24 protein-coding genes and 2 pseudogenes are annotated in these 22,714 nt (G+C 59.1%); 10 read left to right on the forward strand and 16 right to left on the reverse strand.

The window, feature by feature from the left end; all coding sequences use genetic code 11:
* Positions 1 to 79 precede the first annotated feature (79 nt).
* The 4 genes from AC1DPR_RS05795 to AC1DPR_RS05810 are packed head-to-tail and all read left to right on the forward strand — an operon-like array spanning position 80 to position 3,736.
* Positions 80 to 967: a carbohydrate ABC transporter permease gene (locus AC1DPR_RS05795; RefSeq protein WP_477815857.1), complete on the forward strand. Its 888-nt coding sequence runs from the start codon at positions 80 to 82 to the stop codon at positions 965 to 967.
* 1 nt (position 968) lies between these two features.
* Positions 969 to 1,880: a carbohydrate ABC transporter permease gene (locus AC1DPR_RS05800; protein WP_477815858.1), complete on the forward strand. Its 912-nt coding sequence runs from the start codon at positions 969 to 971 to the stop codon at positions 1,878 to 1,880.
* Between the two features lie 19 nt (positions 1,881 to 1,899).
* A complete protein-coding gene (locus AC1DPR_RS05805) occupies positions 1,900 to 2,985 on the forward strand; it encodes an ABC transporter ATP-binding protein (RefSeq protein WP_477815859.1) in 1,086 nt (361 codons plus the stop codon).
* Positions 2,986 to 2,998: 13 nt separating this feature from the next.
* On the forward strand, positions 2,999 to 3,736 hold the full coding sequence (locus tag AC1DPR_RS05810; RefSeq protein WP_477815860.1) for a ThuA domain-containing protein: 738 nt from the start codon (positions 2,999 to 3,001) through the stop codon (positions 3,734 to 3,736).
* A 25-nt stretch (positions 3,737 to 3,761) separates the two neighbouring features.
* Here the strand turns inward: AC1DPR_RS05810 and AC1DPR_RS05815 are convergent, their stop codons facing one another.
* On the reverse strand, positions 3,762 to 4,229 hold the full coding sequence (locus tag AC1DPR_RS05815) for an RrF2 family transcriptional regulator (protein WP_477815861.1): 468 nt from the start codon (positions 4,227 to 4,229) through the stop codon (positions 3,762 to 3,764).
* Between the two features lie 102 nt (positions 4,230 to 4,331).
* On the reverse strand, positions 4,332 to 5,546 hold the full coding sequence (gene hmpA, locus AC1DPR_RS05820) for an NO-inducible flavohemoprotein (protein WP_477815862.1): 1,215 nt from the start codon (positions 5,544 to 5,546) through the stop codon (positions 4,332 to 4,334).
* A 700-nt stretch (positions 5,547 to 6,246) separates the two neighbouring features.
* On the opposite strand from hmpA, the pseudogene AC1DPR_RS05825 reads away from it, so the two are divergent.
* A pseudogene (locus tag AC1DPR_RS05825) lies at positions 6,247 to 6,342 on the forward strand (ATP dependent DNA ligase); the annotation flags it as partial.
* A gap of 189 nt (positions 6,343 to 6,531) precedes the next feature.
* Positions 6,532 to 6,867 carry a helix-turn-helix domain-containing protein gene (locus tag AC1DPR_RS05830; RefSeq protein ID WP_477815863.1) on the forward strand — a complete coding sequence of 112 codons (336 nt, stop codon included), beginning with the start codon at positions 6,532 to 6,534 and terminating at the stop codon, positions 6,865 to 6,867.
* A 64-nt stretch (positions 6,868 to 6,931) separates the two neighbouring features.
* Here the strand turns inward: AC1DPR_RS05830 and AC1DPR_RS05835 are convergent.
* Together AC1DPR_RS05835 and AC1DPR_RS05840 are read right to left on the reverse strand one after the other, a co-directional pair.
* Positions 6,932 to 7,276 (reverse strand): annotated as a pseudogene (locus AC1DPR_RS05835) (ISNCY family transposase); the annotation flags it as partial.
* A gap of 204 nt (positions 7,277 to 7,480) precedes the next feature.
* A complete protein-coding gene (locus AC1DPR_RS05840) occupies positions 7,481 to 7,780 on the reverse strand; it encodes a hypothetical protein (RefSeq protein WP_477815864.1) in 300 nt (99 codons plus the stop codon).
* Positions 7,781 to 8,154: 374 nt separating this feature from the next.
* Here AC1DPR_RS05840 and AC1DPR_RS05845 point away from each other — a divergent pair, with 374 nt between their 5' ends.
* Positions 8,155 to 8,415 carry a hypothetical protein gene (locus tag AC1DPR_RS05845; protein ID WP_477815865.1) on the forward strand — a complete coding sequence of 87 codons (261 nt, stop codon included), beginning with the start codon at positions 8,155 to 8,157 and terminating at the stop codon, positions 8,413 to 8,415.
* 196 nt (positions 8,416 to 8,611) lie between these two features.
* Here the strand turns inward: AC1DPR_RS05845 and repC are convergent, their stop codons facing one another.
* The 4 genes from repC to AC1DPR_RS05865 all read right to left on the reverse strand — a co-directional run bounded on the left by repC (position 8,612) and on the right by AC1DPR_RS05865 (position 13,561).
* The gene (repC, locus tag AC1DPR_RS05850; protein WP_477815866.1) at positions 8,612 to 9,901 is read right to left on the reverse strand and encodes a plasmid replication protein RepC; all 1,290 of its coding nucleotides are present in this window, start codon (positions 9,899 to 9,901) and stop codon (positions 8,612 to 8,614) included.
* 151 nt (positions 9,902 to 10,052) lie between these two features.
* Entirely contained in the window at positions 10,053 to 11,051 is a 999-nt protein-coding gene (repB, locus tag AC1DPR_RS05855) for a plasmid partitioning protein RepB (protein WP_477815867.1), read from the reverse strand.
* Positions 11,048 to 12,226, reverse strand: a complete 1,179-nt coding sequence (repA, locus tag AC1DPR_RS05860) for a plasmid partitioning protein RepA (protein WP_018855506.1) — start codon at positions 12,224 to 12,226, stop codon at positions 11,048 to 11,050. Before repA ends, repB begins: the two co-directional genes overlap by 4 nt.
* 531 nt (positions 12,227 to 12,757) lie before the next feature.
* Positions 12,758 to 13,561, reverse strand: a complete 804-nt coding sequence (locus AC1DPR_RS05865) for a hypothetical protein (protein ID WP_477815868.1) — start codon at positions 13,559 to 13,561, stop codon at positions 12,758 to 12,760.
* 407 nt (positions 13,562 to 13,968) lie between these two features.
* On the opposite strand from AC1DPR_RS05865, the gene AC1DPR_RS05870 reads away from it, so the two are divergent.
* Positions 13,969 to 15,294 carry a sensor histidine kinase gene (locus AC1DPR_RS05870; RefSeq protein WP_477815869.1) on the forward strand — a complete coding sequence of 442 codons (1,326 nt, stop codon included), beginning with the start codon at positions 13,969 to 13,971 and terminating at the stop codon, positions 15,292 to 15,294.
* Positions 15,291 to 15,944: a LuxR C-terminal-related transcriptional regulator gene (locus AC1DPR_RS05875; RefSeq protein WP_018855509.1), complete on the forward strand. Its 654-nt coding sequence runs from the start codon at positions 15,291 to 15,293 to the stop codon at positions 15,942 to 15,944. The genes AC1DPR_RS05870 and AC1DPR_RS05875 overlap by 4 nt, the downstream gene beginning before the upstream one ends.
* Here the strand turns inward: AC1DPR_RS05875 and AC1DPR_RS05880 are convergent.
* The 3 genes from AC1DPR_RS05880 to AC1DPR_RS05890 all read right to left on the reverse strand — a co-directional run bounded on the left by AC1DPR_RS05880 (position 15,938) and on the right by AC1DPR_RS05890 (position 17,796).
* Positions 15,938 to 16,456: a hypothetical protein gene (locus AC1DPR_RS05880; protein ID WP_477815870.1), complete on the reverse strand. Its 519-nt coding sequence runs from the start codon at positions 16,454 to 16,456 to the stop codon at positions 15,938 to 15,940. The genes AC1DPR_RS05875 and AC1DPR_RS05880 overlap by 7 nt on opposite strands.
* 326 nt (positions 16,457 to 16,782) lie before the next feature.
* Complete coding sequence (locus tag AC1DPR_RS05885) at positions 16,783 to 17,250, reverse strand: Lrp/AsnC family transcriptional regulator (RefSeq protein ID WP_018855511.1); 468 nt, start codon at positions 17,248 to 17,250, stop codon at positions 16,783 to 16,785.
* Between the two features lie 228 nt (positions 17,251 to 17,478).
* Positions 17,479 to 17,796 (reverse strand): hypothetical protein, encoded by a 318-nt coding sequence (locus tag AC1DPR_RS05890; protein WP_477815871.1) that lies wholly within the window; start codon positions 17,794 to 17,796, stop codon positions 17,479 to 17,481.
* Positions 17,797 to 17,905: 109 nt separating this feature from the next.
* Between AC1DPR_RS05890 and AC1DPR_RS05895 the strand changes: the two genes are divergently transcribed.
* A complete protein-coding gene (locus AC1DPR_RS05895) occupies positions 17,906 to 18,352 on the forward strand; it encodes a GNAT family N-acetyltransferase (protein WP_477815872.1) in 447 nt (148 codons plus the stop codon).
* A 48-nt stretch (positions 18,353 to 18,400) separates the two neighbouring features.
* Here the strand turns inward: AC1DPR_RS05895 and AC1DPR_RS05900 are convergent, their stop codons facing one another.
* The 5 genes from AC1DPR_RS05900 to AC1DPR_RS05920 all read right to left on the reverse strand — a co-directional run bounded on the left by AC1DPR_RS05900 (position 18,401) and on the right by AC1DPR_RS05920 (position 22,713).
* Positions 18,401 to 18,652 carry a hypothetical protein gene (locus AC1DPR_RS05900; protein ID WP_113160768.1) on the reverse strand — a complete coding sequence of 84 codons (252 nt, stop codon included), beginning with the start codon at positions 18,650 to 18,652 and terminating at the stop codon, positions 18,401 to 18,403.
* A gap of 107 nt (positions 18,653 to 18,759) precedes the next feature.
* Complete coding sequence (locus AC1DPR_RS05905) at positions 18,760 to 19,461, reverse strand: TfuA-like protein (protein WP_477815873.1); 702 nt, start codon at positions 19,459 to 19,461, stop codon at positions 18,760 to 18,762.
* Positions 19,458 to 20,624 (reverse strand): YcaO-like family protein, encoded by a 1,167-nt coding sequence (locus AC1DPR_RS05910; protein WP_477816021.1) that lies wholly within the window; start codon positions 20,622 to 20,624, stop codon positions 19,458 to 19,460. Before AC1DPR_RS05910 ends, AC1DPR_RS05905 begins: the two co-directional genes overlap by 4 nt.
* Before the next feature lie 11 nt (positions 20,625 to 20,635).
* Positions 20,636 to 20,857, reverse strand: a complete 222-nt coding sequence (locus AC1DPR_RS05915) for a hypothetical protein (RefSeq protein ID WP_477815874.1) — start codon at positions 20,855 to 20,857, stop codon at positions 20,636 to 20,638.
* Positions 20,858 to 20,877: 20 nt separating this feature from the next.
* On the reverse strand, positions 20,878 to 22,713 hold the full coding sequence (locus AC1DPR_RS05920) for a peptide antibiotic resistance protein (RefSeq protein WP_477815875.1): 1,836 nt from the start codon (positions 22,711 to 22,713) through the stop codon (positions 20,878 to 20,880).
* Position 22,714: the final 1 nt, after the last annotated feature.

Below are 22,714 nucleotides of genomic sequence, written 5' to 3' on the forward strand. Positions count from 1 at the left end.
AACTTACCGAACGATATGACGGAGACGCGGGCCTGCCCGCGTCTCCAAACTTCCTTTCGAACGAGCTATCGAGCTTTCCATGGCCAGAAACGCCCACGAAAAGCGCGCCGAACGGCAGCTTCTTCTGATCCTGTTGCCGTCACTTGCGCTGCTTCTGGCCTTCGTGATCTATCCCGCGCTTTACTCCGTCTACCTGAGCTTCACCAATGAAGCCTTGACGGGTGCCGCCGCGCTGCGGCCGCGCTTTGTCGGCATTCGCAATTATACGAGGCTGTTCAACGACGCGAAATTCTGGAACGCCCTCATTGTCACCTTCTTGTTTGTCGTCGGCTCGGCGGTGATCGGCCAGTTCGTGCTCGGTCTGGTTTCGGCGATGGCGCTTCGTCGCCGCATCCATTTTCGGCGGCTCTTCTCCTCGATCATCCTTCTGCCGAATGCAGCGCCCGAGGTGGTTGCCGGCTTCATGTGGATCTCCATGCTGGCTGGAGGAGAGCAGGCAACGCTCAGCCGGATCGTCAGCTTCTTCGGTGTGACACCGGCCGACTGGCTGCAGGTTTTTCCGCTTTCGATGATCATCGTCGTCAACACCTGGCGCGGGATTGCCACGGCGATGATCCTATTGACCGCTGGTCTCAGCACCATCCCTGACGAGATCTACGAAGCTGCCAGGATGGATGGCGCAACCCCTTCGCAGATGTTTCGCCGCATCACGCTGCCTCTGATGATGCCGACAATCCTGCTCTATATGCTGATTTCGGCCGTTTCGACCATCGCGGTCTTCGGTCTCGTCTATGCGCTGACGCGTGGCGGTCCGGGCGGAGCGACGGAGCTGATCAGCATCTATATCTACAACCAGTCCTTCACTGCGTTCCAGCTCGGCTATGGCGCGGCGGTGGCCGTCGTCGCACTGCTGATCTCGTTGGTGCTTGGCATCGGCTATGTCAGAGCCATGAAGGTTGAGGTTTGACATGGCTGTGATTTCCCCGAGCGAGAATGCCAACAAGACCCGGTCGGATCTGCTTGCCTATGCAACGCTGTCGCTGATCTCGATCTTCTGCGCCGTTCCCTTCTTCTGGGTGCTTCTCGCATCCTTCGATGGCAACGCCCAACTGTTCCTTCGCTGGCCCGAGCAATGGACCTTCGCCAACTACCTGCGTGTCTTCACTAAGGAAGACGGCGCAAAATGGCTGTTCAACTCGCTTTTCGTGGTTGGCGGCGCAACCGTGCTGGTTATGGTCTTGGCCGGTCTCGGTGGCTATGCTCTCTCGCGCACCAGGGCGTGGTGGAAGCTGCCCTTTCTTTACGCCATCCTATTGATCCGCGTCCTGCCACCGACGGCGCTTGTCGTTCCGCTCTACAAGTTCCTGCTGACCTTGAACAATGCCCAAGGTGCGATCCTGCGACCGATCTTCGGAGAATACGCCCGCCCAATCATGCGCTGGACCGGTTTCATCGACGGCTATCTCGGCCTGATCCTTGTTCTTGCGACGATGCAGTTGCCACTGGCGCTGTGGATCATGAAGACCTTCTTCGACAGCCTTCCGCGCGACTATGAGGAGGCGGCACTGATGGACGGAGCAACCCTCGTGCAGCGCATCCGCCGCGTGCTCATCCCGCTGGCACTGCCGGGGCTTGCTGCCGCAGGGCTCTTTGCTTTCATGTCGGCCTGGGGCGATTTCCTGCTGCCGCTGATCCTCCTCTCTTCACCGGAATTGCAGACACTTCCGCTTGGACTGTTCCGCGCATTCCTCCGCATCAATGAGATCGACTACGGCCTGCTGGCCGCGCTCGCCTTCATCTATCTCCTGCCCGCCGTGATCGCCTTCGGCTTTGCGCGCCGCTTCCTCGTGCAGACATTTGCCGGCGGCGTCAAAGGCTGACCCCAGAAAGAGCTCAACGATGATCAATCTCAGGAACGTTCGCAAATTCTACGGTGCCTTGGAGGTCATCAAGGGTGTCGATATCACCGTCGAAGACGGCGAATTCGCGGTATTCGTGGGCCCATCGGGCTGCGGCAAATCCACCTTGCTGCGAATGATCGCCGGACTTGAGGGAATCGACGACGGCGATCTCATTCTCAATGGCAAGCGCATCAACGATGTTGCACCCGACAAACGCGGCATTGCCATGGTCTTCCAGTCCTACGCGCTCTATCCGCATATGACTGTTGCCGAGAATATCGGCTTTTCGCTCAGCCTGAAGAAGGTACCGGCAGCGGAAATCCGCCGGCAGGTCGAAGCTGTCGCCGAGATCCTGCAGCTGACAGACTATCTCGAGCGTCGTCCGGCCGCCCTGTCCGGCGGTCAGCGGCAGCGCGTCGCGATCGGCCGCGCCATCATCAAGAAGCCGTCGCTGATCCTTTTCGACGAACCCTTGTCCAATCTTGATTCCGCGTTGCGTGTCCAGATGCGAGCCGAACTGCAGCGCCTGCATCGCGAACTTAAGGCAACGGTCGTCTATGTGACCCATGATCAGGTTGAGGCCATGACCATGGCCGACCGCATCGTCGTCCTCAACAAGGGTGTGGTTGCCCAGCAGGGGGCGCCGATGGCGCTTTACCATCTGCCGGACAACGAGTTCGTCGCCACCTTCATCGGCTCTCCGAAGATGAACACCATTCCGATGTCAATCACGAGGCCGGTCGCCGGCATCCTGCATGCCCAGGGCCCGCTCGGTCTATCGCTCGATCTGCCCGACCCCAGCGGGGTTGTCCCGCCGGGTCCGGTAACGCTCGGCATCCGGCCGGAGCACCTGAAGATCGCAGGAGGCAAGCAGAGCGATCTTTCGGCAGAAGTCATGATTGTCGAACGTCTCGGCGTCGAAACCTACATGACTGTCGGCACACCGGAACACGCAATCGTTGTCCGCGCTGAAGGTGACATCGCGCTCAGACCAGGCGACCGCGTATCGCTCGCGGCCGATCCTTCCGCCTGCCACCTGTTCGATTCCGCCGGCCGGGTCATCCGTCCGGCTCAAGCTTCCTAACATCGAGGATACCATGACAATCAAGGTCACTATTTGGAACGAAGGCCGCCACGAACAACTGCATAAGGAGGTCCAGGAGCTCTACCCCGATCGCATCGACGGCGCGATCGCGGCCGGCATCGCCAATCCAGATTTCGAGATCCGCCGCGGCACACTCGACGATCCGCATGAAGGTCTACCGGAGTCCCTGCTCAATGACACCGACGTCCTGCTATGGTGGGGACATATGGCACATGAGGAAGTGAGTGATGGCCTGATCGACCGTGTGCAGCAGCGGGTGCTCAAGGGAATGGGCCTCCTCGTCCTGCATTCCGGCCATCATTCCAAGCTGTTCCGCCGGTTGATGGGCACCAACGCCAATCTCTCCTGGCGCGAAACGCCGCAAGGTGATCTCGAGCGGGTCTGGGTGGTCAATCCCGCGCACCCGATCGCCGAAGGACTGCCTCCCTATTTCGAGGTCAATGCCTCGGAGATGTATGGCGAACCCTTCGACATTCCGCAGCCCGACGAGCTTGTCTTCATCTCCTGGTATTCAGGTGGCGAAGTCTTTCGCAGCGGCTGTACCTTTCAGCGCGGTCGCGGTCGCATCTTCTTCTTCAGCCCTGGACACGAGACTTACCCGATCTACCACGACAGGACCGTCCACAAGGTCATCTCAAACGGCATCCGCTGGGCCAAGCAGACACATACCGATGGCCGCATTCTGGAGAACTGGCATCGCGCCGAACCCATTCACGGCCGCCCGACCTAAGCCATCGGCTCCGCTACCGTCTCCTTTATGCCGGATGCCATGCGTGGGTGCCCGGCTCCGGCAGTGCAAGCAGACGACGCAATGGCACGGCTGGTCGCGTCAGGTCGGCAAGCGTGTAGCCATCGAGCACATCGAGAAATGCCGCAGCCGCCGAAGCGAGCGCCCTCTTCAATACGCACGCAGGCTGCACGACACAGACTATCTCCGTACCATTTTCCATGCACGGCACGATCGCAAAGTCGGGTTCGCAGGCCCGCACGATCTCACCGACGCCGATCTGTTCGACGGCACGTGCGAGCCGCATGCCGCCGTGACGACCTCGTACAGTGTCGATCAGGCCCTTTTGCCCGAGTTCGTGGGTGATCTTCATCAGATGCGCCTTTGAAATATCATAAGCGTCGGCGATTTCCGCAATCGTCGACAGCCGCTCTCCCTTGAGCGCAAGATACATCATGAGCCGCAACGCGTAGTCGGAGTAAACGGTCAAACGCATCACCATCCTCCCGGAAAAATCGGCGCAATCGCATAAAAGATATCGGTAACGTATATCAAATAGCAAGGCGGCCGTCGCCGGTCGCCTTGCATTTCCGAAAACCTACGCAGCAGCGAGTTCGTCGGCCGGACCGAAGAACTCGTAGTGAATACGATCCTGCGGGACACCGGCCTTTGCGAGCCCGTTCACAAAGACGGCGAGAAAGGGCCGCGGGCCGCAGAGATAGAAGTCGGCCTCTGCGATCGGCGTGTTCCTTGCCAGCCATTCAACCGTGATGAGGCCATCGTGGTCGAAGTGAACGCCCCTCTGATCCTGCGCATGCGGGCTTCCGTAGAAAATTGTCGTCTTGAGATGCTCCCGGTCCTTGGCAATATCGCGGACGTGCGATCCCATCGCATGGACACGACCGTTCTCGGCACCATGTACGTAATGAACGGGAACGTCGCGTCCATCGCTTGCAATGGTCTCCAGCATGCTCACCATCGGCGTCAGACCGACACCGCCGCTCAGCAACACGACGGGCCTTTCCTGCCCAGTCGGCAAATGGAAATCTCCCGTAGGAGGGGCAACCTCGATGACCGCGCCTTCCTCAACCTGATCATGAAGGAACCTTGATACCAGCCCATGCGTCTCTCGCTTGACCGAGATGCGGTAGCTCTCGGCATTGGGCGCCGAAGAAATGCTGTAGTTTCGATGCTGGGGAGGAAGACCCGGAATATCGAACCGAAATGTCAGATACTGACCAGGCCGATGACTGATCACCGCCCCGCCATCAACCGGTCGCAGCACGAACGATGTGATGATGTCGCTCTCCCGGCGCTTTGACACGACGGCAAACTGCCTCCATCCATTCCAGCCGCCTTCGGACGCTTGAAGACTATTATAAATCTGTCCTTCACGTTCGATCAGAATATTGGCCAGAAACCAGAAGGCCTCGCCCCATCCATTGAGGATTTCAACCGTCGCCGCCTCGCCGAGGACATCCTTGATCGCATTCAGGAGGGCCGTCGCTACATGGGGATAATGCTCGGGCCGGATGTGCAGGCCGACGTGTTTTTGGGCGATCCGTTCAACAGCGGAGGTGAGTACGGCCAGGTTGTCAATGTTCTGGGCGTAAGCGAGGATCGCCTGCGCCAACGCCTTCGTCTGGCGCCCGCCTTCTCCCTGGTTCGACTGGTTGAACAGGTTGCGGACCTCGGCATTCTCAAACAGCCGCTTATACATGGCCGCCGTGATTTCGGTCCCGTGACTTGCGAGGGCAGGCGCTGTTGCGCGGACAATTGCCTTCGTGGCCTCGGTCAATGTTTGCGTCATCATGGTCTCCAAAATTTGTTCCGTCGACACAGGTCACGTAACCATCATAAGATATATTGGCAATATATGTTTATACGCCTGTGCCGTTCGGTCGCAGTCGCGCTGCAAAGCTCGGACGCAGCCCGGCCCCACACTGCCTGGTGGAACGAAACGGGGAGCGCGGAACCGATGACGACACGGCTCGGTCATCCAGAGGACAAAGGAACTTGCCACTTCCGCCCCAACGAATGCCCGAGACCACGGGCAGGGCCGGGTGGCAACTGCCTCGCCCATGAAGCGGTTGCTCAATTTTTTTCCGAATCCAGACGAGTGCCCGTATCTCCTCCCAATCTCGCCTGACAGTGACGCGTTCCTCTGCTTGCCTCAAGCAGAACCTCGCGACTTGCAAGCATCCAGTTCTTCGACTGGCCTAGCAGCCAGTGTTCCCCGGAAGCCCTTGCCAAGGGCCTGATCGCAATCGGGGCGGCGGTCGACACGCCGCGTTAGACTCGGCGAGGCGATTTGCGTTGCATGTCGCCCTTTTCCTCTCAGGGGCACTTGCCGTCGACACCGCCCAGGTCTTCGCACATTCTATGCGCGGCAGTCTGCGGATGAAGGACGATCGCGAACCATGCCAATTTGATCACGCCGTAAGGCACTCGATCGCATAAAGCGCAAGACGCCGCCGGTGAAATAAGACGGGCTTCGAAAGAACCTCCTATGGGTCCAGCCGACGCTAATTGCCTAAATGGAGTATCGCGCCTGGACGCATGACGGCAAGCTGAGACACGCGTCCTACAAGGGGCTACGCGAGGTGTAGGATAATGCAGCGGTTTATGTGGTCGGCGATCAACTTGCAGGCAGTTTGTAAATTAGGGTGAGACGTCCACCAACCTCACCCAGGTAGTCTCCACTGCCGGGAAACGCCACGACAGATTCCAATCACCGTCCGAAAAAATTGTAATCTTCGTGCTACATATCCTTCTAATCTGTAGCGCGAAGGTTTCAAATGCCTACTCCCCATAACCCTCCAACGGCCGTGCGCCGCGCCCTGCGGAAGCTCGGCGCGGATATCCACGACGCCCGCCGCCGTCGCAAGCTGCCTATGGCGGTCGTGGCGCAGCGTGCTTTCACATCCCGCTCAACCCTGCAAAGGGTCGAAGCCGGCGACACCAATGTCAGCATCGGCATCTATGCTGGCGTCCTTCAGGCCCTCGGTCTGCTCGAAGGTCTGGGGCAAATCGCCGACATCAGCAACGACAGTGTCGGACAGGTATTGGACCGTGCCGATCTGCCCAAGCACGTTCATCTTAAGCGGCCAACCGGATCGCCCCACGCTGGCTGACTTCGAGGTGCATATCGATCTGCATGGTCGCACGCGCCCGATCGGATTGGCGAGGAGCAATCGCGTCCGCGGCATTCTGCAGCCCCATCCGCGCCAGCGCCTCCTGCCGTCTAGCAATGCCCCCCGGATCGTTCATGAAGTCTGTCCGCCGACCGGGCTTGCGGCCACGCTTCTGATAACCGTTGCCCTGGCTACCATCCGGTATCCCAGACATATGATCCGTCTGACCGGTGCGTTGCGGGCCGCTCTTACTCCGCTGCAGTTCACGTCCAACCTGCAGCTCAGCGACGATCGAAAGCATGTCGTCCAAACGCTTGCTCTCGACGACTTCAGGTCTGTGAATCGAGGGAGCGGGAAAAAGCTGGGTGTTAGGCTGGAGGTCGAGCTTTGCCTGTTTGAGACGGCCGTCCGCGACGGCGGCTCCGACTTGAAGAACCCGATGAGCGCCGATCGGTGTCCAACGCATTTGCCGCTTCTTATTCATACGGGCATTAACGAGGCTATTGGCGGCACTTTCAGCCGGCGAACTGATATCGGCTGACCGGACCAGTATCGCCGACAGTAGTTGACGATCGAAGCTGCGTTCTGCCCCAGATAGTACCAAGATTGTTGATCAGCTCGTATAGGCGCCTGAGTTTGCCGGGGTGTCGCGAAATCCGGGATGCTGATCCAATTGGGCGAGCATCTGCTTTACGGCTTCGCTTGCCTCTCTGACATACCCGCTGCAGAGGAGATGCCGAAGCCTGGGCACATTGACCGCAACGCTTTGCAGATAGACATCCAGATTTTGCAGATGCCTGATGCCCTCCCAGGCCTGCTCAATGTGTCGCAGCCGCATCGATAGATGAAACCAATCGAGAATATGCGTGATTCGGCGCACCGGCAAACTGACGCGGTGCTCGGCCTTGCGCAACAACGCGTTCCATCGCGATCTCGAAATGCCGCCTTTGATAACCGGGAACCGCGCGAATATAGGCGCCATCAATGAAAACGGAAACGGGAGACTTGCCGCCGCGACTGATACGATAGGGGCCTGCGACATCCCACTTTTCGATCTGATCGGTAACCTCACCCAGCCGGTTGCTCGCGTTCGATGATTATGAGGCCGCGTGGCCGCCGCAAATTTATCAAGTACACGGGCTGCTTCTCGAAATGACAACCGGGAGCCCAGTTCGGCTTGGATGCACTCCAACTCGGGGGTAGCTCGGCCATTCAACAGGGTCTCGACGCTTCCCATGCACAGCGGCACCGCCGCGGCACACGCACTTGGCAAGAGCCAAAGAGCGAATGGATCGTACGGTACCTACTATCCTGCACCGACCGACGGCGGTTACAGTCTTGGCACTTCCGATCTCGCTGGCCGGCTTGATCCGTCTGAAACTGCGTCAGTTCCTGTTGTCGGCGCCGCTGGATCTCCTTGGCTTCTTCGAGGGAGAGGCCAAAATCGTTGAGACGGGCCCCATCGAGAGACCGGTCGACCTTGGCAATGTCGCAACGCTGCGACACGCCGTCGATGCCAACAAGCTCGACCGGGATGATCATCTTTAATTGCGGAGCCAAGTAATGCCCCTTCAGAAAAGGCACCTGCTTACCCAAAATTTCTTACCCCCACTTTTTCCCGCTCCCACGCCGTTGTTTCCGACCGGCCCAATCCTCTTCCTCGAACGGATTTCTACCCCAGCCACCCGCTTTCTTTTCCGAAACAGCTCCCCCCGCGAAACAATGTCAGGCTTGCATGAACGTGCTATCCCGCCCGCCGTGTTCCGCCGCCGCGTGATCGCACCAGCGACATCAACATCGGACCGATCGAGAATTCACCTCGTTCGGCGCGACGGGTCAGGTCTCGCAGATAACCACCGGCGGAGTTGATATGCCCGCCACGTTCGAGGATGCACGCCATGACCGTGGCGGCGTTCTCCGGTCCCATCGTGGCAGCAGCCTCCTCATAGGCCGACTCGCTTACACCGAGCATTCCCCGCACAACGATCGCAGCCGCCATCAAGTCCCGCCAATTTGCAATCGAACCACCCGGGCCGTAGCTCACCATGTCGGGGCAAGCCTGGAGGACCAGCCCGAGGGGGAAGGATTTCAGGTCCGGGCGATCGTTGGCCGCCTGGCTCTGAACCCTGGCTATGCGTCCAGCGTCACTTTTCTGTTTCCGCCTCGACGCCACGGTTTTCGGCTCAATCATGAATTCCGAGTTTGCCCCCTGCTTCGGTTCGAAAGCTGGTTCAAGATCAAAAGTAGAGTCGGGGTTTGAATTATGTATGTGACGCTCATTTTGATCGTGATTGCCGCTCGTTTTCTTTGCTTTTAGTAATGTTTCCAGTCTGCTAGTGATGTCGTCTCTCAGCGTTTCCATCGTTTCGAGTGCAGTTGAAAGCTGCTCGGCCGTCGCCGTGCGTGGTATGGAGCCTACCAGCTCCCTGAAATAGGCGAACGCGGTTTCCCAATCTCCTGCCAGCTGCTCCTCCATCGCGGTCTCAATGAGCTTGGCCACGTCCCGGCGGCAAAGGCTGAGTTGCTCACGCAGTCGCTGCATATGTAGCCGCTCGGCCGCCACTTCCGATGCGAGGCGTTCGATCTCCTCGGCACGCACGATGAGCGGCGCCAATGAAAAGCCGAATGCCTCTGCGACCTCACCCTCTTTCGCCCTGCGGGCATAGCGTTTGCCATTTGGGCTATCCTTGCGGATGATCAACCCCGCTTCGACCAGGACCGCCAGGTGGCGGCGGATCGTCTGCTCCGCCATGCCGTGTGAGCGCAGCGAAAGCTGTTCGTTTGACGGAAAGACCACCAGGCCGTTTTCCTCCGACAGGACGTTCTTCGGATAAAAGCTGAGCAGTGCATTGAGGACGGCAAGCGCGCGATCCGTCACTCCAAGCAAGGGCTTGGCTGCACACAGGGACCTGTAGATTTTCCACTTGTCGACCGATTGATCAGCCTGAAGCTCGCTTGCTGCCTTCTGGCTCGCGAGCATGCCAAGCGTCATCGGACGCTGCCCAAAGGGCGTCGTCACACTTCCTGTTTCCATCACCTTCACCTTGTTGAAGGCAAAAGAAATCCACTCACCAGATTGGTGCCCACACTTGACAGGGATTCCCGGAAATGCGATTCTCTAGCTGCTAACCTATGAGAAGGGCTTCCGTTACGGCAACGTTCGGGAGCTTTTTTCTTTTGCGGCGTTATCCTTTGCTTTTGCGTTGTATTGACTGCACGAATTCGCTGTGAAGCGCCTCCATACGATCGTTCAAAAAGTCTACGAAACTATCCGGAACAGCCTTGGTGAAGCTCATCTTCGGGCCGGTCTTCGCGTAGCTTACGGTCGCCAGAAGAAAGCCATTTGCACGTATTTCGGTGACGGAAGGCCGTGCGGCAGCCGGCGCTTCCTCCGCCTTCAGCGCACCTAATGCGACAGCGAAGCGATCTTTCCCGGCGACGAGCTTGTCCTCGCTCAGTGATTGCTTGACGCGCACCACCCCGTCCTGGCGCTTGGCAAAGGCATCCGAAAACTCGATCCATCTACGACGGCCGATCTCCGGCGACGACCCGATCGCCAACAGAACATCCCGGGGGATAGCCGTTGCAATCCGCAGCATCTCCGACACGTGCGACTTTCCTGTCGCCAGCGACGCGCAGATTACGTCGCGCCGATATCCCGCCTGCTCCTGTGACAGTGCGAATGCACACTTCTCGATAAAGGAAAGGTCATTCCTGTTGGCGTTTTCTTCACCTTGGAAGACGATTGCCTCTTCGTCGCTGAGTTCGCGGACAATAGCGCGGAACTTCAGTCCAAGCATCTTGGCGGCAGCCAAACGCCGTCTTCCGAACACGATCTGGTATGGCAGCCCATCACCTTTGTGCGGCCTGATCAAGCCAGGGACAATCTGCCCACGCTCCCTGATGGACGTCGCAATCTCATCAATGGCCGCATCGTCATAGGCGCCATCGAAGCGGTCGGGAATCGAGGAGGGAGCAACGTCATCGGGGTCGACCTCGACAATATGGTCGCCGTCCTTGAGGAGCCTGTCGAGAACCTCGCCCTTTTCCTGTATCTGCCTGACGCCTGCGGCTACCTTGAGGAGGTGTGGAGATGTTGTCGGCTTGGCGGCCGGCGCTGCGCTCGGTTGCTCAAGCTGACCGAGCACATTGGCAAACATGCCACGCGAATCCTTGCGGCTCATTCGCGCCCCCATGCTGCCCAAAGCAACTTCTCGATCTCGGCATTGGCCGCGTTGATCGATTCCATTGCGCGGTCATAGGTTTTCGGTGCCGAGAAGCGCGAACGCTGCACCTCATAGAGGCTCTGCTTCCACGTCAATGCATCAGCAACAGCCGTCGACTTCGTGACCATGTTCAACAGCAGGTCTTCGCCAAAGACCTGTCGCATCAACGCAGTCATGTTGGCCTGCGGGTGATCGTTGGCTTCGAATTTCGTCACGAGGAACTTCGCAAAGTCCCACTGGGCCGAACTCCCCATCTCGCTCAATATCTGCATGTAGGACGAGGCAAGCTCGAGGAATTTCCCCGTCGAATCGACGTCCAGCATGTGTGCCGGGACCGGTATGATGACGCCGGTGGCAGCGGTCAGCGACGACAGTGTAAGGAAGTTCAGGGAAGGCGCGGAATCCATCAGGATTACGTCATAGTCATCCGCCACCTGCTCGAGGGCCTGAGATACCCGCAGAAGGAAGCTCGTGCCGCCATTCTTGCGCATCTCGAGAGCGACAGCCGTTTCAAACTCTGTCAGGTCGAGCCCGGCGCAGATCACATCGAAGCCGGCAATATGCGTGGTGTGGACCAGCGATTTCGTCGGCTTGGGATCCGAGAAGCGAATGGCCGCATAGAGCGTTTCGTCCTCGCGCGGGTCGAAATCCGGAAGCGCACCGTGCAGGCTTGTAAGCGACGCCTGCGGGTCGAGATCGACCGCCAACACCCGGTAGCCCTTGAGCGCCAGGTAGTGACCTAGATGAATGGTCGTGGATGTCTTGCTGGAGCCGCCCTTGAAATTGGTGACCGCAATGATCTGGCATTCCTCGCCATCGACACGGCGCGGGTTCATCCATTTCTTGCGACCCTTTCCGGCCAGCATCAGTCGCAGCTCGAGGATCTGCTCGAGCGTGTACATGCGGCGGCCGTTTGAGGTCGTCTCGGGCGAGGGACCCTTGTCCTTCAGAACGATCTGCCTGATATAGGCTTCCGAGACATCCAGGAGCGCTGCGACTTCCGATGAGGAGAATTTCCGCATCTCGCGGCGCGCATCCGGTGGATACTGTGCCATCGAAAGATTTTGCAGGGCGAGCTCCAATTTGGTGGAAAAGCTCTGCATGAAGTCGAGGCTACTTAAGTGGCGATTCACGATTCTTTCCTCAGTTCGTTCCAATAGCCTAAGCGCCGATACGGTTGATGAACAGTTAATTCAATAATTGTTTCGCTCTACAGCGATAATTCGCTCTTTTTGCGTAGTTACAGAACTAGCTCGATTCGCGAGATTCGGCAAACCCGTCACTGGCTCCCTTATGTGGTCGGCTCACGGAGGCCGCACATAGGAGGACGAGGTTCACCCAGCCGTGCCGCGGCCGGCCGCCGTCGAGTTACATGAGAAGGTGAAAAGGAACGGTTCCGCCTGTAGTTGTTCACAAACGGCGAAAGGGACTGCCCTGAGAGACACGCCTTCAGCGCGACAGAAGCAACCCCGGATCAAGAAGGTAAAGGTTCAGAAGGCACCGATGCACCTTGGAACAGGCGGCGAAGAGCGGCGGCGCTGCCCCTCCGAGCCATCCCTGGCTCGACCTAAGTAGTGGTTGCGGAGCCCGTGGCTGGTACAAGCTGCATTTTTGGGCCACCGCACGGCGCGTTGTGTCCGTGCGGTGGCCAAGTTCTGAAAGCGTCAGGGCTGTTCGACGATGACCGTCACCGGCGGTGGCGGCGCCTCATCCTCCACAGGCGCGCTTTCGACGGGCTCCGGCGCAGGCTCCTCCACTGGAAGAGTGTCACGAACCTGATCGATCTTGCCAACGGCGGGCCCTACGCCCAAGATGTCCTTTGCTCGCTCGAGAGCCCCGTCACTCACTTCGCCGCCCTTGGTAAAGCTCGAGAGTGCTTCGCGAAGCGCTTCGTCGCTAAGAGCAGGGTCCGTAGGGATGGCATCCGGCCCATTCTCGGCCTCGAATTCTGCATAGGCCATCACATAGGCCGAAACCGCCGCCATTCGCGGATCGTTGGAATGCAAGTAGGCGTGGTAATTCCTGTTCAGCGAGTTCAGCCGGGCAAACTCGGATTTGGCAGCCTTCGTTCTTGTCGTTGTGGCGGTTCTGGTCCTGGTCGTCGTTGCCGCCTTCTTCTCGTGTGTGAAGAACGACTTCAACGTCGGGTGATCTCTCCGGGTGTCGTCCTTACTCTTTGCATGCGAGCCGTGTGAGCCAACGGTATCGGATTTCTTCCCGTGTTCGGAATTGCCGCCCGCGTGGTTCCCCCCGCCGCCGTTGCCCCTGTTGCCGCCCGAGTTGCCGTTGCCGGCCCCGTTGCCGCCTCCGTTACCGCCCCCATTGCCGTTGCCGCCGCCGGAATTGCCATTCCCGTTACCCCCCTTTGCGTAGGCGATACCCTCCAAACCCAAAAAGGCGCCACCGGCGGGTACAACCGCAATTGTCAGCGCAATGACGCTGCGTCCAAGAATGCTGGAAATGCTCATATCAACCTCCGGTTCAAAACCGCTTTGCCTTTGTTCGTACGGCCGGAAAGCCTGGCTCCTCGCGGCGGGCAAGAAGCAGGCATTCCGGCCTGACGCGGACACGCCGCGTTCCAAATCACAACGACGATAGCCCGCGTCACGCACCGGCTCCATGGCGGTCAGACCTTTGCTTCAGCAGATAGGACCAAGGTCCTATCCACAAAAGACCAAAGGTCCGAAACCTGGGGGCTGCCAGGTGATATCGTTTGACCAACCGCCGGATGGAGCTAGGTTACAATCCAAACAAACCGAAGTGCCGCCATAAATTTGGGCGGCCGATCCCGAGACATCTCGTGCGGCCCCGTGAACTCATAAAACGATGGAATTCGCAATCATTGGCCAGGCAGTTCCTTTTCACAGGAGGCGCCGTGTCGCTGGTGGCGATGGTGTTGGTCGGCGCATTCGTGAGCAGTCTGATCGAAGACGCGGTGACCCGCAATTCGGCGGCATCCACCGCCCTCTACGTCGACAGTGTGATTGCCCCCCTCCTGCCCGACATGCTGACGGCCCAAGAGCTCGACGATACTGTATCGCGCGCCCTCGACGAGACGCTGGAGCAGGGGGCGCTTGGAAACCGCCTGATCTCCTTCCGGCTTTGGCGCGCGGACGGGACGGTTCTCTATTCAAACGATAAAAGCATGCAAGGAAAGCGCTTCGAGTTGAGCGACGACCTCAAGGCGGCCTTTTCCGGCAAGATGGTCGCCCAGTTCAATCGTCTGGACGATGCTGAGGATCAGGTCGAGCGGGCGAGTGGCAAACCCCTGCTCGAAATCTACAATCCCGTCCTGCAGCCATGGTCCGGGCAGGTCGTCGCTGTCTCCGAATTCTATGAGATAGCCAACGATTTCGAGCGCAGCCTCAATGAGGCGCGATTGCATAGCTGGATGGCCGTCGCCGCCTTCACGCTTGCATTCTTTATTGTGTTGTCGGCGATCGCATTGAGAGGTAGCCGAACCATCGATGATCAGCGGCATGCTCTAAGGCGCCGCGTGGACGACCTTTCGGCCCTGCTATCCCAGAACCAGGCCTTGCGTCGGCGCGTCCAGCGTGCGTCCCAACGCGCAACAGCACTCAATGAAAGCCACCTGCGCCGTATTGGTGCAGATCTCCATGACGGCCCAGCCCAACTCGTTGCATTCGCCTCGTTGCGCCTGGACAGCAATGCCCTGATCGATCCCTCAACACCGGCATCCCGGCGCGAGGGTGAAATTGCAGCCATCAAGGAAAGCCTGGACGAGGCAATGCATGAGATCAGGACCATCTGCAATGGGCTGGTGTTGCCACAGATCGAGGCCGCAACCCTAACGGAGATACTGGAGCGCAGTGTGCGCGCGCATGAGCAGCGAACAGGATCAAGCGTTGAACTGTCTGTAGCGGAGGCGCCCGAACATCTTTCGCCTTCGGCCAAGATCTGCGTATACCGCTTTGTGCAGGAAGGCTTGAACAACGGCTACCGTCACGGCGGCGGCAAAGAGCAACGCGTCGTGCAACGCATGGAAGGTGACCGCGTCTGTATCGAGGTGTCCGACGGTGGCTCCGGTTTTGACCCCGACGACGTTGGCCCTGCCAGCCTTGGCCTTGCAGGATTAAGAGAGCGGATTGAAAGCCTCGGCGGCACCTTCCAGCTCCGATCGTCCGCTAGAGGCACCATAGTCAGCATGTCGCTCAGCAGCGAGGAGATTACCCAGACATGACAGCAGGAATTCGTGTCGCAGTCATAGATGACCATCCATTGTTCAGGGAAGGGGTATCCCGGAGCCTGTCCGAGATAGATGGATTTCAGATTGTCGCGGAAGGAGGCACGCGGGACGATGCAATCAGGGTCGCCGAAACACTCCAGCCCGATGTCCTGCTCATGGACATTTCCATGCCTGGCGGCGGGTTGAACGCGATCCTTCCCATTCTGGCAACCGTACCATCACAAAAAATTGTCATGCTTACGGTTTCCGAATCCAGCGATGATGTCACGGCGGCATTGAATAGCGGCGCAAAGGGCTATGTGCTGAAGGGAGTCGGCTCAAGGGCCCTTGCAGAGATTATCCGCAGCGTGGCAGCTGGTGAAAGCTATGTCGCGCCGGCGCTGTCTGCGCGTCTACTTTCCAGTCGCTCTTCACCCGCACCGAAAACACCATCGGCTCTGGAGGCGTTGACCGCCCGTGAGCTGCAGGTCCTGCAGCTGGTCGCTTCCGGCTTGAGCAACAAGCACGTCGCAAGGCAGCTCGATCTGCACGAAAAGACCGTCAAACATCACATGACGCAGATCATGGCCAAGCTCGGCGTTGCCAACCGAACGGAAGCGGCTATAGCGCTGCGCGATGCCACCGACGGGCGAGGCAATCAGTGAATGAAGGATTCAAGGCGCGCCTCATCTGCTGAGGTTGCCCGCCGATTGACGATCGTGCGTCCACGGGCGTCTTTCATGATGTAACGGCCGTTCCGGATGAATTCGCTCATGCCGTCGCGGTGGCGAACCTCCATCGACGCGTTGTCCGCATCACCATCAACCGTCGAGCCTTTTCCGGTCGTGGCGCTACCATTGGACTTGCCGCCGCTGTTCCCGTTACCATTCCCTCCGCCGTTGCCGTTTCCCCCGCCATTCCCATTGCCATTGCCACCGCCGTTTCCGCCCCCGTTGCCATTTCCTCCCCCGTTGCCGCCACCGCCGCCACCGCCTCCATTGCCTCCGCCGTTTCCGTTGCCTCCGCCGTTTCCGTTGCCGTTGCCGCCATTGCCTCCGCTGTTTCCATTGCCGTTGCCGCCTTTGGCGGCCTCGGCAGTCTGGAGGCTGAGCTTGAACGAGCCGCCCTTAACCGCGACCTTGAACGGCATTGCCGCGAGCGACAGACCGATTGACATCGAGCATAGAGCCACAACAAAACTACGTCGTGAGAGCATCACCATTCCTTGCATTCCATGGTTTTCCTGGTCGCGGTCCAGCCAGCTGGCGCTGTCAGCCATCTTGGGCTGGGGCCCAGATAAACCACGCGGCATTGCAAATGCTAGCCGCTCAACCCTTGCCAATTTTGCCCACGGGTCGACCCGACCGTCAATTCGCAATCGTTGACATCAGACCTTTCCTTGATCACCACCGGACGTTAGTCCGGCCCTCCTAGGACCAAGGTCCGAACATCGCTGAGGGGAACAACAGGCCTCGCCGGAGTAACCAGAGAAATGCGACCGGCTCAGACTGGAACCGAAGTGGAGTACTTCACCCGCTTCAAGGCGAAATGCGACGACGATGTCGCCACTGCGTGGTGCGTCAGAATACCCTGCATGAGGAGACGCTCGTAGTCCTGGACATCGGCGACGGCTACGCGCAACAGATAGTCCCAATCACCGGACATTGAATAGCATTCAAGCACTTCCTCATGGCTCTCTGCGAACCGCTCGAAATCATCTCTTGCAGCCGGATCATGCGTCTTCATTCGCACCTGGCAGAACACGGTCAGCCCACGACCAACGGCTTCGGGGCTCACGAGCCTGACAGTCCGTCCCAGCATGCCCGCCGCCTCCAGCGCCCTGATGCGGCGCCAGCACGACGCGCTCGATGCCCCGACCCGCTCGGCCAGCGCGGCGTGGCTGAGATCACCCTCGCTCTGGAGCAATCGGAGGATCTTTCGATCGATATTGTCAATTACGGGCAATTTCATTGGAATCTCTCGCTTTCGCGATATGTGCGGTTGTCATGACAAGGCGCTTCGGGCGAAACTATGCGGCCCGCACGAGTTTTGCGCACCACTCGATTTAAAAGAGTAGCGCGCCTTGTCTCAGATAAAATGCCTGGATGAGGGAGTTTTGCCGAACGATGCGGCCCGCACGTCAGGCCGTGCTCCTGTGCTGCCACCGTCAAACGCCAACGGCACCAGCGCGACGCGATGTCAGACCGGCGGGCTGAACAGGGTGAAATACCCCCATGCGGCAACGAACAGCGCAAGAATTGCTGCGGCGATCGCGAGCTTGCGAAGGCCCGGTCGGGGTGGCCGGGGCGGCTTTCGTCGACGGAATTGAATGACATTATCGTTCATCTGCGGTTTCTCCTCGCGCCACATAATACGCTGTTTCGGGCGAGCAACAGCAAATGTCAAAAGGAAAAAGCCGCTCAGTCTTTCACGACGCGCCCTTTCTTTGCCGGGCAGGACCCGGCACAAAGCGCTGGCTTGCAGGTCGCTCCGGAGTTCGCGCAAAACGCGTGTCACGATGAAGTCACAACACGGGTCGTTTGGCCTATGCTTTAACGCTCTGGGGTGGAGTGAACAGGAAGGCGCCATGAAGCGTGTCGTGCGCGGTGATGGCGACAGTGTATGAATGCCGATAATTTATAGACGCGTGACCCGGGATGAAGCACTCCTCAATGCTGACATCATCGTTGAAGCCTACGCGAGGCCGCCCTGGCACGAGGAGTGGTGCCTTCAGAACGCAATCTCACGCATAGACGAACTGACAACGACGCCGATGTGCCTGGCGGTGGCCGCGTTCGATGCCGAGCGACCCGTTGGCTTCGCCTTCGGCCTGCCGCACACCTCTGTCATGGGACGCGGGATCCACGTCGCGGAAATAGCGATAAGGCCACGGTACCAGCGCACGGGGATCGGCTCCCGCCTCCTGCGCACATTGGAGGAGGACGCGCGCACAATGGGCTATGTCCACGTTTGGCTCGTCTCGCGCAGCACGGGCGGCGTTGCGGAGTACTACAAGAGCAACGACTATGAACACTCCGAAAAGCTCTGCGTCTATTCCAAGAAATTGAAATAGGGCCGACGCAACGCGCCGGCCCCATCCCCACCGTCCCCTCAATTCATGTCAATTCAGGCATGTCGCCGCTTTGGACGCCATCACGTCCGCCAGGCCCTCATGCGGACCGTCGCCAATTTCACGCAGAACCTCATTCAGCGCCATACCAAGGTAGTCCATAGCCCCCACCAGATCGGCATCTTCAGCGGCGTATTTCGCGTAGGCGATCATACGCGCCAGTGCGACGAGCTCATCCAAGTCCTCAGAAGATCGCTCACTGCCGTCTAATACCACCGATCCGTTTGCCGATGCTGAACTCATATCTGTTCTCCCTCGAACCGTTGGGAGAATATTCAGTGTGCGCGCAAAAGGCCCGTGAAAACCCCGTGACACACTTTATTGTTGCATTGCAGGAGGCAGTTTCCAATCTATCGCTCTTCCGAGCGGACAAAGGTCTCGTTGAATTGCCACGCCAACTCAGTCGGGGTCGCGCAGTCATCATCCGCCACTCGGACAGCGTCCAGCAGAGCAAGAGCGTCCGCCCGTTTCTGATCGACTTCGTTCGATCGCAGCAACGACAGGAGCTCCTGCCGATCGGCGGAAACGTCCGCATTTGCCACAATCGCCCTCCAAGTCCGCTCCTTGAAGAACAAATCGCCCGCAGCGACTTCAAGCGCTACGCGAAGTTCATGCGTCAGCATCTGCCGGCCCTCCAGCCTATCGAGTGTCGACCTGACATTCACCAGCGGCACGGTCAACGCCCGATATGCAAGTTCCATGGGTCCATGCAGCAGCGCTACATCGGCGTCGTCCACCGTCGCTCCCGAGGCATATTCGCCGTAGATCCGGCCAACGCCGACCATTCCGAAGACTTTACATTCCGCCGCGCGAAGCGCCCCCATGCTTGCACCACCGAACACACGGACCTGCCGTGAGAGTGCAAAAAGGATCTCTTTGTGCCAGACAGGCGCGGTGTATTCGAAACCGCCATCGACGATGCCGATGACTCGCGCGCCTCTCCGCACTGCGGCCAACACGTCACCTTGAACGGCGGGCGGATATACGGTGACCCCATCTCCTGCCAGCGTCGCCGCGTCCGGGAGACTCGGCCCAACAAAGATGACTTTCATGAGAACAGCGCCTTTGCGATCGCGCGGGCGCCAAAGCGACGCGCCCGCGCGCCCTCGGGGTTTTCGAGGCTTGGAACGAAGACTTTGACGACATGGAAGGGCAAGGCGGGGTCGCTGAGTGGCAGCGCTATTACTGGCGCGATCTGTCGCTCTCGCAAGGCATCGAGGATCCTGTTGAGGTGCGGTTTGTCATCGCACCGCGCAGCAGCGCTCCAGGCGACTGGGATGGCATCGAGGGCATGCAAGGTCTCCGCAGGCACAGGCCTTTGAAACTCGTCCGGCGACAGGTCGTCGCGGGCGCCGCTGATGAATGTTATCCTCGACTGAACGGCTTCTGTTATGGCCCGAATGGCCGCGCGGACAGGGGAGGGATGCGCACCGCTTCCTCCCGTCACCTCGACAAAGCGAATAGTGCCGCCCCGTCGCTCCGCGGGCCCGAGGACGGTCGTGAAGCAGGGCACAGCTATATCGCTTGTCATATCGAACAGGCGAACGACAAGACCGGCCGCCTCAATCTTTCGAACGAGGTGACCGAGCCATGGATCTTCGAAGCTTGCGGGATCAATGCAGCGCGAAAGCCGATCCTCAACGGCGCCAACCTGCCAGAGGCAAAATGCGTCGCGTTCGACACGCTCAAGGAGTCCGTGCAGGGTGGCCTCTTCCATCGTATTGCCCGAGGCAAGCCCATCGGAAGACATCCAGAAGCGATTGCGGCGGGTGCGGTCCAGAAGTGCCGCCTCAAAGGGAACATACACGTCGCGATCGGTCAGGAGATCCTTGCCAAGCGCCCAGTCAATCTGTTCATCGAGCCGAATGTCGTCCTCATGCCGACCAATCAAGCAAGCAAGCGTGTCAAAAGAGAATCCCTCCTCCCGCAGATCGCGCGCAGAGGCGCAAAGCGTTGCAATGGCCGGCCTGTTGGCAACGACGCGCTCAAGCGCTTCCATAACGGCCGAAGCCTTGGCATCGTCGTCGGTCAGACCCTTGCCTTGGGCGATCGCGATCGAACGCCCATTGGGGACATAAGCGCACCACACCGGGATGCCGATGTTGTCCAGGCCGGTGTGGCGCGCCACGCGTGTTATACCAAAGTTCGCGAGTAATGGCGCGGTTCGGGCCAGCGTCTCAGAAGGTGGAACCGTGCGGTCGGAATAGGCGGCCAGCTTTATGTTGGTCAGGGGTTCGGCTCGACGTGACCGGAGAACGCCGCTTTCGCCGAAGAAACCGCAATTGCGAAATCCACTTTCTTGACGACCGAGGCACCTGCCTTGCGCAGATCCGCGACCTTCGCCAGATCACCGGTTGCCCCATCGAATGGCTTGACGGTCCCCGCATCGAGGTCGGCAATCCAAAGTTTCGCATCCCCTGCAATACCGAATACTACTGCCCTTGACATGACGTTTCCTTTCGTTGGTGTCAAAATCCAGCTTTCAAAAGCCCTTCTCTGTAGAGATCCTTCTGCCATTGTTCCTTAAACGGAATGACAGAAAGCCATTTTTCCAGGTCGAAGACCGGGTTCAGCGCTTGCGCACGCTGCCGATAAAACTGGGCCCGCCTGCGATCGCCAATCATTGCACAACTCGCAGCAGCAATGCGGTAAGCCGGCTCCTTGTCCTTCATGGCTTCCACATAGGCAATGGCGTCGTTGTAGCGCTCGAGGAAGTAGCTCGCGCCTGCGGCACACCAAAGATAGCTGTCAGGCGAAATGGGATTGAGCGAGATCGCCTTCTCGATCTTGGCCAATGCCTCCTTGGGACGCGAGGCGTGAACAAGTGTGTCGGCGTGGCTGTAGATCACGTCGGCAAAATGAGGGCTCAATTCTTCCGCGTGGCTGAGCGCCTCCACGCTCTGATCGACGTCGCCGAGATAGAGTTTTGTCACGCCGAGTTCGCGGTAACCGCCGGCGAAAGCTTCGTCCCGCTCGATGGCCTTCAACGCACTCTGTTCAGCAAGGCGCAAGAGCTCCTCGTTACCCTGCGCCGTTACCAGCCATTCGCTGGTGTAAGTCCGCGCCAGGCCGGTAAACGCTGGTGAAAAATCCTTGTTATATTTCAACGCCTCCTTGAAGGCCGCCCTCGCCCTGCGAATGTGCGGCAAGGTCAGCTTGCCCATCAGGCTCGCGCCGACAAGGTAGGAGTGATATGCCTGCGGGTTCGCCTCCAGGCTAAGCCGGGCTTCCTCATTCCTGGCAAGTTCATCCACGACGGATAATGACAAGTGCTGGGCCATGAGCCGTCGCTGGGTTGGCAGCGTTGCCGCGGACATGGGAAACCGCACGGCCCAGATGATTTCGTCCGTCGGGAAATAGACCAGTTGCGCATAGAGGCCTTCGCCCGAAAACCTTGTATCGAGTAGATAGGAGATCGAGTGGCGGGCAATCATGGCCGCCTTGTCGGAGTCACGACGGATTTGCTCCGCAGTGTGAGGCGCAACGATGGAAATGTTTCGGAGGCCGCATAGCTCGATCGTGACATCTTCGATCAGCGCGGCGGCAAGCGACAGACCCACGACGTTACCCTGGGAAGTTGGCGGAAGCAGAACCAGCCGCGGCAGGCTCGAAGCGGCCCGAAGCTCCGCCTCACCAGTGGTCGCATTCTGCGCCTCCGCTGACACGAAATAGCTTCTCGCTTGGCGTTCACCCCGAGGCAGTACGTCCGGGTCGGCTACTCCCGGCAGCCCGCGCAGGATCGCCCGGATCTGCTCATCGGCCGGGTCCTGTTCCAGGAGCTGTAAAGCAGCGCCCGACACAACGCGATAGTCGTCGGCACACTGAGCAGCCGGGCCCGCATCGAGGAGCGTCTGGCGCAACTTGGCCCTATGGCTTCGCTGCTCCCGCGCGATCCAGTTGTCGACCGCCTTGCTGGCTGAGCGAACATTGCCGACGAACTCACGCTGAAGCAGATCGCTACCCGCTTTCAGCCTGTCCAACGGCGATTTTGCCTCATCGAGTATTTCAATATCCACGGTCAGCAGCTCCGCCCGCAGTTCGATGGAAGCCGAGGTGATCCGAAGTGGCGCGGCAACGCTGTCATCGATTTGTCGAATACGGGAAATCAGCTTTCGCAGATTGAGACCGGCCTGATCGGCTTCGGCATCCGACCACAGAAACGAAGCCACCTCTTGGCGTGTGAGCGCATGACCCTTGCACGTGTAGAGATAGGCCATCGTCAACAGTGCCTTGGCGGGATAGCCGACTGCATTGCCCGCATCATCTGTCAGCCGCAATTCGCCAAATGTCTGGAGGTGCAGCACC

The sequence above is a fragment of the Rhizobium sp. 01T417 genome, assembly GCF_056398905.1.